Annotated in this window: 15 protein-coding genes; 6 read left to right on the forward strand and 9 right to left on the reverse strand. The window is 67.1% G+C overall.

All coding sequences use genetic code 11. From position 1 onward, the window contains the following. Window positions 1–27: 27 nt before the first annotated feature. From hscB to IP92_RS26465, 7 genes are all read right to left on the reverse strand, one after another. On the reverse strand, window positions 28–543 hold the full coding sequence (gene hscB / locus IP92_RS26435) for a Fe-S protein assembly co-chaperone HscB (protein ID WP_145880971.1): 516 nt from the start codon (window positions 541–543) through the stop codon (window positions 28–30). Between the two features lie 20 nt (window positions 544–563). Further along, on the reverse strand, window positions 564–887 hold the full coding sequence (iscA, locus tag IP92_RS26440; protein WP_145880973.1) for an iron-sulfur cluster assembly protein IscA: 324 nt from the start codon (window positions 885–887) through the stop codon (window positions 564–566). Between the two features lie 79 nt (window positions 888–966). Next, window positions 967–1350 carry a Fe-S cluster assembly scaffold IscU gene (gene iscU, locus IP92_RS26445; RefSeq protein WP_145880975.1) on the reverse strand — a complete coding sequence of 128 codons (384 nt, stop codon included), beginning with the start codon at window positions 1348–1350 and terminating at the stop codon, window positions 967–969. Window positions 1351–1382: 32 nt separating this feature from the next. Further along, on the reverse strand, window positions 1383–2648 hold the full coding sequence (locus IP92_RS26450; RefSeq protein WP_145880977.1) for an IscS subfamily cysteine desulfurase: 1266 nt from the start codon (window positions 2646–2648) through the stop codon (window positions 1383–1385). Window positions 2649–2690: 42 nt separating this feature from the next. Then, window positions 2691–3182 (reverse strand): Fe-S cluster assembly transcriptional regulator IscR, encoded by a 492-nt coding sequence (gene iscR, locus IP92_RS26455; RefSeq protein WP_145880979.1) that lies wholly within the window; start codon window positions 3180–3182, stop codon window positions 2691–2693. 255 nt (window positions 3183–3437) lie between these two features. Beyond that, window positions 3438–4208, reverse strand: coding sequence for a uracil-DNA glycosylase family protein (locus tag IP92_RS26460; protein WP_145880981.1), 771 nt, complete (start codon window positions 4206–4208; stop codon window positions 3438–3440). 85 nt (window positions 4209–4293) lie between these two features. Next, window positions 4294–4701: a hypothetical protein gene (locus IP92_RS26465; protein ID WP_145880983.1), complete on the reverse strand. Its 408-nt coding sequence runs from the start codon at window positions 4699–4701 to the stop codon at window positions 4294–4296. A gap of 190 nt (window positions 4702–4891) precedes the next feature. On the opposite strand from IP92_RS26465, the gene IP92_RS26470 reads away from it, so the two are divergent. The 5 genes from IP92_RS26470 (at window position 4892) to IP92_RS26490 (ending at window position 10907) form a co-directional block, all read left to right on the forward strand. Beyond that, window positions 4892–6106, forward strand: a complete 1215-nt coding sequence (locus tag IP92_RS26470; protein ID WP_145880985.1) for an efflux RND transporter periplasmic adaptor subunit — start codon at window positions 4892–4894, stop codon at window positions 6104–6106. Beyond that, a complete protein-coding gene (locus IP92_RS26475; protein WP_145880988.1) occupies window positions 6103–6786 on the forward strand; it encodes an ABC transporter ATP-binding protein in 684 nt (227 codons plus the stop codon). Before IP92_RS26470 ends, IP92_RS26475 begins: the two co-directional genes overlap by 4 nt. A gap of 1 nt (window position 6787) precedes the next feature. Next, window positions 6788–7942 (forward strand): ABC transporter permease, encoded by a 1155-nt coding sequence (locus IP92_RS26480; RefSeq protein ID WP_145880990.1) that lies wholly within the window; start codon window positions 6788–6790, stop codon window positions 7940–7942. After that, a complete protein-coding gene (locus tag IP92_RS26485; protein ID WP_145881135.1) occupies window positions 7942–9108 on the forward strand; it encodes an ABC transporter permease in 1167 nt (388 codons plus the stop codon). Before IP92_RS26480 ends, IP92_RS26485 begins: the two co-directional genes overlap by 1 nt. A 119-nt stretch (window positions 9109–9227) precedes the next feature. Beyond that, window positions 9228–10907: a GGDEF domain-containing protein gene (locus tag IP92_RS26490; protein WP_229418982.1), complete on the forward strand. Its 1680-nt coding sequence runs from the start codon at window positions 9228–9230 to the stop codon at window positions 10905–10907. 6 nt (window positions 10908–10913) lie between these two features. Here IP92_RS26490 and maiA read toward each other — a convergent pair whose 3' ends face one another. After that, window positions 10914–11558, reverse strand: a complete 645-nt coding sequence (gene maiA / locus IP92_RS26495; protein WP_145880992.1) for a maleylacetoacetate isomerase — start codon at window positions 11556–11558, stop codon at window positions 10914–10916. Between the two features lie 143 nt (window positions 11559–11701). Here maiA and IP92_RS26500 point away from each other — a divergent pair, with 143 nt between their 5' ends. Further along, on the forward strand, window positions 11702–12277 hold the full coding sequence (locus IP92_RS26500; protein ID WP_145880994.1) for a gamma-glutamylcyclotransferase: 576 nt from the start codon (window positions 11702–11704) through the stop codon (window positions 12275–12277). Here the strand turns inward: IP92_RS26500 and IP92_RS26505 are convergent. Then, window positions 12274–13437, reverse strand: coding sequence for a PA0069 family radical SAM protein (locus IP92_RS26505; protein ID WP_371860986.1), 1164 nt, complete (start codon window positions 13435–13437; stop codon window positions 12274–12276). The genes IP92_RS26500 and IP92_RS26505 overlap by 4 nt on opposite strands. Window positions 13438–13501: the final 64 nt, after the last annotated feature.

Raw genomic sequence — 13501 nt, forward strand, 5'->3', positions numbered from 1 at the left:
TGAAACCTGTTCTTGTTGTGGGACGGCTCAGGCGTCGAGCGCGTCGAAGGCAAAGCGGACTTCTTCGCCGAATTTTTCCAGGAACATCAGCGCGCGCACGCCCTGCGCCGCCGCGTGGTAGTCGCCCCCGTTCAGCTGCGCCTCGATGTCCTTCAGTTGGTCCTTGCGGGCCGCGCGCAGCTGGGCGTCCAGCTTGTCGAGCAGCTCCTCGTCCTTGGCGGCGCGCGCCTCGGCCAGCTCCTCGCGCCATTCCATCTGCTGCATCAGGAACGCCATCGGCATCGCCGTGTTCGACTCGGTCTGCAAGTCGACGCCAGCCAGCTCGCACAGGTATTGCGCGCGCCGCTGGGGATTCTTCAGCGTCTGGTAAGCCTCGTTGGCGCGGGTGGCCCATTGCATCGCGACGCGCTTCTCGGCATCGGTGGCATTGACGAAGCGGTCGGGATGCACCTGCGCCTGGACGTCGCGATAGGCCGCATCCAGCGCGCCCTGGTCGATTGCGAACTGCTGCGGCAGGTGGAATAACTCGAAGTGGTTCTGCACGGTGGGACTGTGGTGACGGCTTAGACGCGGAAGCTTTCGCCGCAACCGCAGGCGTCCTTCTCGTTCGGGTTGTTGAACTTGAAGCCCTCGTTCAAGCCTTCGCGGGCGAAGTCGAGCTCCGTGCCGTCGATGTAAGCCATGCTCTTCGGATCGACGAACACCTTCACGCCATGCGATTCGAACACGTGATCTTCCGGTGCCGCCTCGTCGACGTATTCCAGCTTGTAGGCCAGCCCCGAGCAGCCCGTCGTCCGCACGCCGAAGCGCAGGCCGAGGCCCTTGCCGCGCCGTTCGATGTAGCGGGAGATGTGTTTCGCTGCTTTTTCGGTCAGGGTGATTGCCATGCTTTACCTCCATCGTCGGGGCCGGACATCCGGCCCCTTTCCAGCTTTATTTCAGCTTTATTCCAGCTTTATTCCAGCTTTATGCCGAGTGCTTCTGTTTGTAATCCTGAACTGCCGCCTTGATCGCGTCTTCGGCCAGGATCGAGCAGTGGATCTTCACCGGCGGCAGCGCCAGCTCTTCGGCGATCTGCGTGTTCTTGATCGCCAGCGCTTCGTCCAGCGTCTTGCCTTTGACCCATTCGGTCACCAGCGAGCTCGAAGCGATCGCCGAGCCGCAGCCGTAGGTCTTGAACTTCGCGTCTTCGATCAGGCCGTTCGCGCCGACCTTGATCTGCAGCTTCATCACGTCGCCGCAAGCGGGCGCACCGACCATGCCGGTGCCGACCGTGTCGTCGCCCTTTTCAAAGGCGCCGACGTTGCGCGGGTTTTCGTAGTGATCGAGTACTTTGTCCGAGTAAGCCATTTTGATGCTCCTAAATTAATCGTGACGGTCGCTTAGTGAGCGGCCCACTGGATGGAATTGATATCGATACCCTCTTTGAACATGTCCCACAGCGGGGACAGTTCGCGCAGCTTGCCGACCTTCGACTTCATCAGATCGATGGCGAAGTCGATGTCGTGTTCCGTCGTGAAGCGGCCGATCGTGAAGCGGATCGAGCTGTGCGCCAGTTCGTCGCTGCGGCCCAGGGCGCGCAGCACGTACGACGGCTCCAGGCTCGCCGACGTGCACGCGGAACCGGACGACACCGCCAGGTCCTTCACGGCCATGATCAGCGACTCGCCTTCGACGTAGTTGAACGACACGTTCAGGTTGTGCGGCACACGGTGTTCCATGTCGCCGTTGATGTACACCTCTTCGATCTCCTGCAGGCCCTTGGCGAGGCGGTCGCGCAGCGCCTTGATGCGGGCGATCTCTTCATCCATCTCGACCTTGGCGAGGCGGAACGCTTCGCCCATGCCGACGATCTGGTGCACCGGCAGCGTGCCGGAACGCAGGCCGCGCTCGTGACCGCCGCCGTGCATCTGCGCCTCGATGCGCACGCGCGGCTTGCGGCACACGTACAGCGCGCCGATACCTTTCGGGCCGTACGTCTTGTGGGCCGTGAACGTCATCAGGTCGACCTTCAGCTTCTGCAGGTCGATGTGCACCTTGCCCGTCGCCTGTGCCGCGTCGCAGTGGAAGATGATGCCCTTGCCGCGGCAGAAGGCGCCGATTTCCTCGACCGGCTGGATCACGCCGATCTCGTTATTGACCAGCATGACGGAGACGAGGATCGTGTCCGGGCGCACCGCTGCCGCGATCTGCTCGACGGACACCAGGCCGTTGTCCTGCGGGTCCAGGTAGGTGGCTTCGAAGCCCTGGCGCTCCAGCTCGCGCACCGTGTCCAGCACCGCCTTGTGCTCGGTCTTCACGGTGATGATGTGCTTGCCCTTCGTCTTGTAGAAGTGCGCCGCGCCCTTCAGCGCCAGGTTGTTGCTCTCCGTTGCGCCGGAGGTCCAGATGATTTCGCGCGGGTCCGCATTGACGAGGGCCGCGACGTGGCCGCGCGCCTCTTCCACGGCCGCTTCCGCCGTCCAGCCGTACATGTGGCTGCGCGACGCCGGATTGCCGAACTGCTCGCGCAGGTACGGAATCATCTTGTCCGCCACGCGCGGGTCGATCGGCGTCGTCGCCGAGTAGTCCATGTAGATCGGGAAGTGCGGCGCGGTCTTGAAGTCGACCGGGGCTACCGTGGCGGCGTTTTTCTCAGGGGCGTTCATCTATCACTCCAATGCGGTACAGCGTATGGTTTGTCGGGAAATTCAGCCGAGCGTGGCGTGGTCGTTGCGATGCATGACCACCACGTTCTGCTCGGCGCTCTTCTCGGCGTTCTTCTGTTTTTGCTGGTCGACCAGGTCCTGCAGCGAGACCGAATCCAGGTAGTCGACCATCTTCTCGTTCAGCGTGGCCCACAGTTCATGGGTCATGCAGCGGGCACCGCTGGCGTGGTCGGCGCCATGGCAGTTTTCCTTGCCGCCGCACTGGGTCGCGTCCAGCGGCTCGTCGACGGCGATGATGATGTCGGCCACCGTCACCTTGTCGGCGCGGCGGGCCAGGCTGTAGCCGCCGCCGGGACCGCGGATCGATTCCACGATCTCGTGCCGGCGCAGCTTGCCGAACAGCTGTTCCAGGTAGGACAGCGAAATGGCCTGCCGCTGGCTGATGCCAGAGAGCGTGACGGGACCTTTGCCCTGGCGCATCGCCAGGTCGATCATCGCTGTCACGGCAAAACGGCCTTTGGTAGTCAGACGCATACGACCTCGAAGAAATTCAGCCCTTCAGCCGCCCGGTCGGGCGCGGAGGCTTGATTCGTTGAATTCGGGTAAAATCTTGTGCTTACGCATTACGCGGTGTCGCTCAACTGCCCGGTTCACCTATAAAAACCGTATTAGTTGAATGATTTAGTCAAGTATATCAGCTTTAAAAAATCCTTGCCGGGCGCCCCTTGATTTCACCTGCGGCGCAGCATCCCCGCCCCCGCAGGGGCAGCGGCGGACGATCGGCGGATCTCAGTTGCGTTGCAACAAACGCAATGGACCGAACAGTGCCTGCATGTCCTTGTTGCCGATGAAGGACAGGTTGTACGGGTGCTCCGCCACCACTTGCGGCATCGCCTGCACGACGGGCAGCTTGTTCAGCTGTTCGGCAATCTTCCCCCACAACACCAGCTTGGGACGTTCCTGGCACGCCGCAAGGGCCTCGATCACCGTCGCGAAGAACGGCAGCCATGCCTTGGCATCCTTGACGGGCGGCACGTGCGGGCGGAACACGAGCGAAGCGTTCAACAGCAGGAAGCCATGGCCGATCAGCCGCTCCTGCAGCTCGGCCAGTGTGCCGATCGCCGCACCGCCGCGGGCGCGCTCGGCGCAGGCGGCCAGCGCGCTACCGGCCGTGTTCGCCTCGTCCAGCTGACCATCGGCCACCAGCAGCATCTTCATGAAGTTGCGCAGCGACGTGGCCCGGTTCACCGGCTTCGACAGCCCGCCATCCGGCTCCGCCGACCACAGGCTGCCGACGGCGCCATCCATGAAGCACACGCCGGTCGCGCTCTCGGCGCGCGGATAGGGGCCCTCGCCCACCAGGACATAGCGGACCCGCTGAAGTGGCAGCGTGAACGCGGCGAACAGGCGCAACTCGGTCGGCAGGTAGCTGTCCTCCGCCAGGGCCGGCAGGTAGGCCGGGTCAGCCGCGGCGACGGCTTCGAGGCCGCGCACGAGCGTGGCGTGCCAGGAGGGATGCGCCTTGTCGAGCGCGGCGAGGAAATGCTGGGGAATCATCATGGCGGCAGAGGCGGAAAGCAAAGGCAGCGGCAAAGCGCCGCATTCTACCGCAAGGGGGCCGGTGCCAGGCACCGGCGCCGGACCTTCAGAGCTGGCCCAGCAGGTCGTGCGCGTTCAGGATAGCGTAGGCGATGTCGGGGTGGGCATCCAGGCAGCGGCGCACCGCGGCGGGCACGGACTGGCGGGTCTTGCGGCACAGGCCGGGCCGGGGCGACAGCTCGATCGCGAAACCGCGCACGGTGCGCACTTCGTTCGGGCCCGGCGCGATCGTCAGCCGCACGCCCAGCTGCTCTTCCAGCCGCTGGCTCAAGCGCATCAGCTCGGCATAGGTGGCGATCGCCTCGATGCGTTCGATCAGCCGCTTTTCCTCGTCGCGCGTCAGGCGCAGCACGCGCAAGTCCGCTTGCGGGTCGTTTTCCAGCAGCGCGCGCTCGCAGACGCAGGCACCGGGCGGGCATTCTTTGCGGATCTGAAACGGCGGCGTTATCGGCATGGCGGTCACGGTGGGATCGGCGGGGGAAGTATCCGGCGCAAAGGACGGAGTGTCAATTATGCAGCCGTGCAACGAGCGCCCGCATTGATGTTGTGCAGGGCAACTCTTTTTCCATGTAAAGCCGCGCGCGCTTGCGCCACACCCTGCTTATGGCTAGATTGTCAATACCCCCATCGCCGCGAGGTGCGCCGTGACCGCTCCCGACCTGTCGCAGCTGAAGATCGAACGCACCGAATCGCACGCACCCGCGCGGCAGCCGCGCCGCCGGCGCTGGTGGCGCATAGCGGCAGTCGCCATCGTGCTGGCCGCGGCCGCGCTGGCCGGGTTGCGGGTCGCCGGACAGCCGGAGGTCGAGACGGCGACGGTCGCGCAGGCCTGGCCGGCACAGAACTACACGCTGCTCAACGCCACCGGCTATGTCGTCGCGCAGCGCAAGGCGGCGCTGTCGTCGAAAGCCACCGGGCGCCTGGTGTGGCTGGGCGTGCTGGAGGGCAGCCGCGTGCGCGAGGGCGAGGTTGTGGCGCGCCTGGAAAGCCGCGACGTGGAGGCGGCGCTGGGCCAGGCGGCGGCCAATGCGCAGGTGGCCGAAGCCAACCTGCGGCAGGGTGAGGCGGAACTGCGCGACGCCGAGCAGCCCCGCCGGCGCGCCGAGGAACTGCTTGGCCAGCACTTCATCGCCGCCGCGACGCATGACGCGGCCGTGGCCCGCTTTGACAAGGCCCGCGCTGCCGTGGCCGCGCAGCGCGCCGCGATCGCCGCCGCCCGCGCGAATGTCCGCGCCGCGCAGGTGGCCGTGGACCAGACCGTGATCCGCGCGCCGTTCGACGGCGTCGTGCTGACGAAAAGCGCGAACGTGGGCGACAACATCACGCCGTTCTCGTCGGCCGCCGAGAGCAAGGGCGCCGTCGTGACGATCGCCGACATGGCCACGCTGGAAGTCGAGGCCGACGTGGCCGAATCGAGCCTCGCGCGCATCCGCGTCGACCAGCCGGCGGAGATCCAGCTGGACGCCTTTCCCGGCCTGCGCCTGGCCGGCGTCGTGTCGCGCATGGTGCCGACGCTGGACCGCAGCAAGGCCACGCTGCTCGTCAAGGTGCGCTTCGTCGACCGCGATCCGCGCGTGCTGCCGGACATGAGCGCGCGCGTCGCCTTCCTGTCGCGGCCCGTGCCGCCGGACGAGCGCGCGCCCGTCGCCGCGCTGCAGCCGGCCGCCGTCGTGCAGCGCGACGGCAAGCCCGTGGTGTTCGCGCTGCGCGACGGGCAGGTGCGCCAGACGCCGGTGACGACCGGGCGCCGGGTCGGCGAACTGCTGGCGGTGCGCGGCGTGGCGGTCGGCACGAAGGTGGTGCTGCGCCCTCCCCCATCGTTGCGCGACGGCCAGCGCGTGAAGCCGGTGCAGCCATGACGGCGCTCGTGCGGATCGCCCACCTGTCGAAGAGCTACCGGCGCGGCGGCCAGGTCGTGCCGGTGCTGCACGACATCGACCTGACCGTCGAGGCGGGCGACTTCCTGGCATTGATGGGCCCTTCCGGCTCCGGCAAGAGCACGCTCCTGAACCTGATCGCCGGGATCGACCAGCCGGACAGCGGCGAGCTGCGCGTGGCGGGGCGCGACCTCGCGGCGATGTCGGAAACGGAACTGGCGCGCTGGCGCGCGGCCAGCATCGGCTTCGTCTTCCAGTTCTACAACCTGATGCCCGTGCTGACGGCGCTGGAAAACGTGGAACTGCCGCTGCTGCTGGCGCCGTTGTCGCGCCGCGAACGCCGCGCCCGCGCCCGACTGACGCTGGAGCTGGTGGGCCTGGGCGGGCGGCTCGAACACCTGCCCAGTGAACTCTCCGGCGGCCAGCAGCAGCGCGTGGCGATCGCCCGCGCGATCGTCACCGACCCGCTGCTGATCGTGGCGGACGAGCCCACCGGCGACCTCGATCGCCAATCCGCGGCCGACGTGCTGGCGCTGCTGGAGCGCTTCAATCGTGAGCTGGGCAAGACGATCGTCATGGTCACGCACGACGCGCTGGCAGCCCAGCACGCCCGCACCGTCGTCCACCTGGAAAAAGGCGAGCTGCTGCGCGCCACCGCCTGATATGCTGATTCGCCTCATCGCGGGCAATGCCCTGCGCCACAAGCTGCGCACCGTGCTGACGGTGCTGGGGCTGACGGTGGCGATCCTGTCGTTCGGCCTGCTGCACACGGTGATCGACGCGTGGTACGCCGGCGCCAACGCTGCCGCGCCAACGACGCTCATCACCCGCAACGCGATCTCGCTCGTGTTCCCACTGCCGCTGTCGTACGAGGGCCGCATCCGCGCGACACCGGGCGTGACGGGCGTCGGCTATGCGAACTGGTTCGGCGGCGTCTACCGCGACCCGAAGAATTTTTTCGCGCAGTTCGCAATCTCCGGCCGCAGCTACCTGGACATCTACCCGGACTACCTGGTCCTCGAGCGCGACCGCGAGGCATTCCTGCACGACCGCCAGGGCGCGCTGGTGGGCCGCAAGCTGGCCAACCAGTTCGGCTTCAAGGTCGGCGACGTGATCCCGTTGCGCGGCGTGATCTACCCGGGCGAGTGGCACTTCACGGTGCGGGCGATCTACGACGGCCGCCACAGCAACACGAACACGTCGACGATGTTCATGCACTGGGACTACGTCAACGAAACGATGAAGCGCACGGTGCCGCGCCGCGGCAACCAGGTCGGCGTCTACGTCGCCACCATCGCCCGGGCCGAGGATGCGCCCGCGATCGCCCGGGCGATCGATGCGCAGTTCCGCAACTCGCTGGCCGAGACGCTGACCGAGACGGAAAAGGCGTTCCAGCTGGGCTTCGTGTCGATGTCCGAGGCGATCGTGGCGGCGATCCGCGTCGTGTCGCTCGTCGTCATCCTGATCATGATGGCGGTGATGGCGAACACGATGGCGATGAGCGCGCGCGAACGGATCGCGGAATACGCGACGTTGAAGGCGCTCGGCTTCGGCCCCGCCTTCCTGGCGCAGTTGATCGCCGGCGAATCGCTGCTGCTGGCGCTTGCCGGCGGCGCGCTCGGCAGCGCGCTGCTGTACCCTGCCGCGCACGGCTTCGCCGAGCGGATGGGCACGATGTTCCCCGTGTTCGACGTGGCACCGGCGACAGTGGTGCTGCAACTGGCGGCGGCGCTGGCGATCGGCGCCGTGGCCGCGCTGGCCCCGGCATTGCGCGCGGCACGCATCCGCATCGTCGACGGCCTGCGCAGCATCGGATGATGAAGATCCCCTTTTCCTACATCGTGCGCAACCTGTGGACGCGCCGGCTGACGACGGCGCTGACGGCCGCCGGGCTGGCGCTCGTCGTGTTCGTGTTCGCCACGGTGCTGATGCTGAACGAAGGCTTGCGCGCGACGCTCGTCGACACGGGCGAAGCGGACAACGTGGTGCTGGTGCGCCGCGCCGCCGACACGGAGGTGATGAGCGGCGTCGATCGCGCACAGGCGGCCGTCGCCGTCAGCCACCCCGCCGTGGCGCTGGGCGGCGATGGCCTGCCGCGCGCATCGAAGGAGACCGTCGTGCTGATCGTGCTGAACAAGCGCGCCTCGGACAAGCCGTCCAACGTCGTCATCCGCGGCGTCGGCCCGGCCGGGCTGGCGCTGCGGCCGCAGGTGCGCATCACCGCGGGCCGGCTGTTCCGCCCCGGCGCCTCCGAAATCATTGCCGGTGCCAGCATCGCGCGCCGCTTCGCCGGCGCCGGCATCGGCGAGACGGTGCGCTTCGGCCAGCGCGAGTGGACCGTCGTCGGCCTGTTCGATGCGGGCAACAGCGGCTTCGATTCCGAGATCTGGGGAGACAGCGAGCAGCTGATGCAGGCGTTCCGCCGCGGCGTTTACTCGTCGGTGATCGTGCGGCTGGCCGACCCTGGCGGCTTCCCACGTTTCAAGCGCGACATCGAGGCCGACCCGCGCCTGACGCTCGAGGCGAAACGCGAGCGGCAGTTCTATGCCGACCAATCGAAGGCGCTGTCGACGTTCATCGGCGTGCTGGGAATGACCTTGTCGGTGATCTTCTCGATCGGCGCGATGATCGGCGCGGCGATCACGATGTACGCGTCGGTGGCGAGCCGCACCGGCGAGATCGGCACGCTGCGGGCGCTTGGCTTCAGCCGCCGCGCGATCCTGTCCGCCTTCCTCGTCGAGGCGATGCTGCTGGCGCTGGCCGGAGGCGCGGCGGGCCTCGCCTGCGCCGCGTTCATGCAACTATTGACGTTCTCCACCACCAACTTCCAGTCGTTCGCCGAGCTGTCGTTCGGCTTCCGCCTGACCGGCGCGATCGTCGTCGACACACTGCTGTTCGCGCTGGCGATGGGCTTCATCGGCGGCTTCCTGCCGGCACTGCGAGCCGCCCGGCTGCCGATCGTCGACGCGCTGCGCGCCGCGTAACACTCCGACCACACCTGTTGCAACCTTGCCACGAAGATTTCACTTGGGGAAATGCGTTTCCGCACGACCGTGTTACACTTTCCGGAGGGCAAATTCGCCCATCCGTTCTTTACACCTCTATGCACCAGACGCTGACGCGTACCCTGCTGATGGCCGGCTGCTGGCTGGCGTTCGCGCTCGCCTGCCACGGCGGCGCGCACGCGGCCAATGCGGCCGGCGAACGGCAGGTGCTGGTGCTGTATTCGCTCGGGTCGGAATCCACGTCCGTGTGGCAGCGCCTCGTGCACAAGGGCCTGTACGACGAATTGGGCAAGCGCAGCTGGGGCGCGACGCCGGCCATCTACGAAGAACGTTTCGACGCCAACCGGGTCGGCGAGGAGCAGGCCCGCGAAAGCATGGCCCCTTACCTGCGCAGCAAATACGCCAAGGTGCCGCTGGATGCGATCGTCGCGGAAAATCACGTGGCGAGCGAATTCCTCGGCGAGCACCCCGAGCTGTTCCCCGGCGTGCCCCGCTTCTACGTGAACCACGGCCGGCTGGGCTGGCAGCCGGCGGACGGCACCGGCATCGAAGTCACGTCCGATTTCGACCGCGCCATCGGCATCGTGCCGCGGGTGGCGCCGCAGGTGCGCCGCCTCGTCGTCATCGGCGACCGCACGCCCCGTGCGCAGGCATGGATCGCAGCGATCCGCGCCATCGCGGCCCGCCATGCGCCCAAGCTGACGATCGAGTACTGCGACGACCGCAGCTTCGAGCAGATGGAACGGATGGTCGCGGCACTCGACCGTCAAAGTGCCGTGTTCCTGCTGTCGACCATCACGGACAGTAATGGCGACCGCATCTCGCCGCCGGTCCTGGCGCGCCGCATCGCCGCGGCCAGCGCGGTCCCCGTGTTCACGCACATGGAATCGCTGGTGCTGCCCGGCGTGGCGGGCGGCTACGTGATCAGCGCCGAGAGCATCGGCCGCGTGATCGCGCGCATCCTGCTTGGCCAGCGCACCGACGGCATCGACGTGCAGGGTTACTTCTTCGACGACCCGACGGTACGCCGCTTCAACCTGCGCGACGTGCCGCCCAGCGCGGTACTGCTGAACCGGCCGGACAACGTATGGGAGCTGTACCGCTGGCAGATCATCGCCGGCGTGACGTTGATCGTGCTCGAGGGCGTGCTGATCTCCGCGCTGGTGGCCGCACTGCGCGACCGCCGGCGCATGCTCGCCGACCTGAACGCGGAGCGCAACAACCTGGAAGACCGGGTGCTGCAGCGCACGCTCGAGCTGCTGATGGCGAACACCAAGCTGGAACAGCTGGCCACGACGGACCCGCTGACGGGGATCGCCAACCGCCGCAAGATGACCGAGCAGATCGGCGCGGAGCTGGAGCGCGCACGCCGCTTCGGCCATCCGCTGTCGCTGCTGATGGTGGACATCGACCACTTCAAGCGCATCAACGACACCTACGGCCACGAAGTCGGCGACCAGGCGATCGTCGCGACGTCGAAGCTGCTGACGGAATCGCTGCGTTCGATCGATATGGCGGCCCGCTTCGGCGGCGAGGAATTCGTCGTGCTGATGCCGGAGACGGAGGAATTCGTCGCGGCCGTCGCCGCCGAGCGGCTGCGCGACGCCGCTTGCGCACTGCGCGTGCAGGCCGAGGACGGCACCGACGTGGCCCTGACGATCAGCATCGGCGTGACGTCCGTGCTCGCCGGCGATACGCCGTCGACTTTGCTGATGCGCGCCGACAAGGCGCTGTACCGCGCCAAGCGGGAAGGCCGCAACCGCGTGGTGCGGTTCTAAGGCCGCTTACTCGGCGTCCGGCTGCTGCGCCGGATGGGCCGCCTGGAACGCGGGAATCTGCGCGCACGCCTCGTCGATGCGGGCGATGGTCGGATACGGTGCCAGGTCGATGTTGAAACGGTTGGCGTTGAAGACCTGCGGCACGAGGCAGCAATCGGCCATCGTCGGCGTATCGCCATGGCAGAAGCGGCCGGTGTCGGCGCTGTTCGCCAGCTGCGCTTCCAGCACGCGCATGCCCTCGTTCATCCAGTGCCGATACCAGTCCATCTTCGCTTCCTCGGACAGCCCCAGCGGCCCCTTCAGGTGCTGCAGCACGCGCAGGTTCGTCAGCGGATGGGTGTCGCAGGCGATCGTCTGCGCCAGCGCGCGCACGCGGGCGCGGCCCAGCGCATCGGGCGGCAGCAGCGGCATCATCGGATGCGTCTCGTCCAGGTATTCGATGATCGCCAGCGATTGGGTCAGCGTGACACCGTCGGCTTCGAGGGCAGGCACCAGTTCGCCCGGATTGACGGCCTTGTAGGCGTCCGTGTGGTGCTCGCCGCCGCCCTTCAGCAGGTGCACGGGAACGGCTTCGTAGCCGATGCCTTTCAGGTTCAACGCAATGCGCACGCGGTAGGCGGCGGAGCTGCGGAAGTAGGTGTACAGCTTCATGGTCGGGTCTCCAGTGTTGTCGATCTTTTCCGGGAGCCGACATTAAACCGCGCCGGCCGCCGTTCGTCCAACCGTTTTATCGTGGCTGAAACGACGCGGACGAAACTATAATGGCCGGGTCATCCGCATTCGAACCCGCTCCCATGTCGCACAACACCATCGAGATCAACCGCGCGATGGACAAATTCGACGGCCACCACAGCGTGTGGCTGTTCGGCTACGGCTCCCTGATCTGGAAAGCCGACTTCCCGTACATCGAGCGCCGCCCCGCCTGCATCGCCGGCTGGGTGCGCCGCTTCTGGCAAGGCTCGCACGACCACCGCGGCACGCCCGAGGCCCCCGGCCGCGTCGTCACGCTGGTGCGGCAGGAAGGCGCCGTCTGCCACGGCATGGCGTATCTCGTGACGCCGGAAGAATTCGCCCACCTGGACCACCGCGAAAAGAACGGCTACCTGCGCCTGCCGATCGACATCGCGTTCGACGGCGGCGGCAACGTCGAAGGCCTCGTCTACATCGCGCGGCAGGACAACGCCGCGTACCTGGGCGAGGCGTCCGAACTGGAGATCGCCCGGCACATCGCCAAGGCACGCGGCCCGAGCGGGCCGAATGCAGAGTACCTGCTGCACCTGGCGCAGGCGCTCAGGGGCATGGGGCATGTGGATGAGCATGTGTTCGCGATCGAGCGGTATCTGGCAGCGCTGGCTGACGACACACGCTAGAACAAATCCATCTGCCCCGCCGCCGCGGCCCGCTTCGCCCTTGCCCCGAGCGCCGGTACCACCACCGGCCGCTGGAACCGCGTGCAATCGAGCTGCTTGAAGCGCCGCCCTCTTCCCTCCATGCCGCAGCGCTTGATCGCCTTCTCGACGCGCTGGCGGATCAGGTCCGCCCACACGCCCTCGCCGTGCATCCGCGTGCCGAAGGTGGCGTCGTAGTCCTTCCCGCCGCGCATGTCGCGCACGCGGTTCATCACACGCTGCGCGCGGTCCGGGAAGTGCGCTTCCAGCCATTCCTTGAACAGCGGATTGACTTCCCACGGCAGCCGCAGCACCACGTAGCTCGCCATCACGGCGCCCGCGTCGTGCGCCGCCTCGATGATCTTTTCGATGTCCGGCTCCGTGACGAACGGGATGATCGGCGCCACCGACACGCCGACCGGGATGCCCGCGTCGGTCAGCGTGCGGATCGCGCGCAGCCGGCGGGCCGGTGCGGCGGCACGGGGTTCCAACGTGCGGGCGATCTTCGGGTCGAGCGTCGTCAGCGTGATCGATGCCGCGGCCAGGCGCTTCTCGGCCATCGGCCCGAGGATGTCGATGTCGCGCTCGATCAGCGCCGACTTCGTGATCAGCCCCACCGGGTGCTCGCATTCCTGCAGCACTTCCAGCACGCGGCGCGTCAAGCGCAAGTCGCGCTCGATCGGCTGGTACGCATCCGTATTGACCCCCAGCGCGATCGGCTCGACCGTGTAGCTGGCCTTGGCGATCTCGCTCTTCAGCAGTTCCGGCGCATTCATTTTCGCGAACAGCTTGCTCTCGAAATCGAGCCCCGGGGACAGGCCAAGATAGCTGTGCGTGGGCCGCGCGAAGCAGTAGATGCAGCCATGCTCGCAGCCGCGGTAAGGGTTCAGCGACACGCCGAACGGAATGTCCGGCGACTGGTTGCGCGAAAGGATCGAACGCGCCGTTTCCTCCGTCACGTGGGTGCGCCACACCTTCGGCTCCTCGCCCTCGCGCTCCCAGCCGTCGTCGAACGTTTCGCGCACGTCCGCTTCGTAGCGCCCTTGCAGGTTCGTGACGGCGCCGCGCCCTTTCTGCACCTTCAGAGAGGACGGCGGCAGCATCACCTGTTCGGCCTGGGGATCGTCGTCGTACGGGGGCATGGTGGAGCTCACATTAACTGTATATATGTACAGTATTCTAGGCCGATTCCCTGGCCGCCGCAAC

Origin of the sequence: Pseudoduganella flava (assembly GCF_007830495.1) — a bacterium.
GTDB classification, from domain to species: Bacteria; Pseudomonadota; Gammaproteobacteria; order Burkholderiales; family Burkholderiaceae_D; genus Rugamonas; species Rugamonas flava.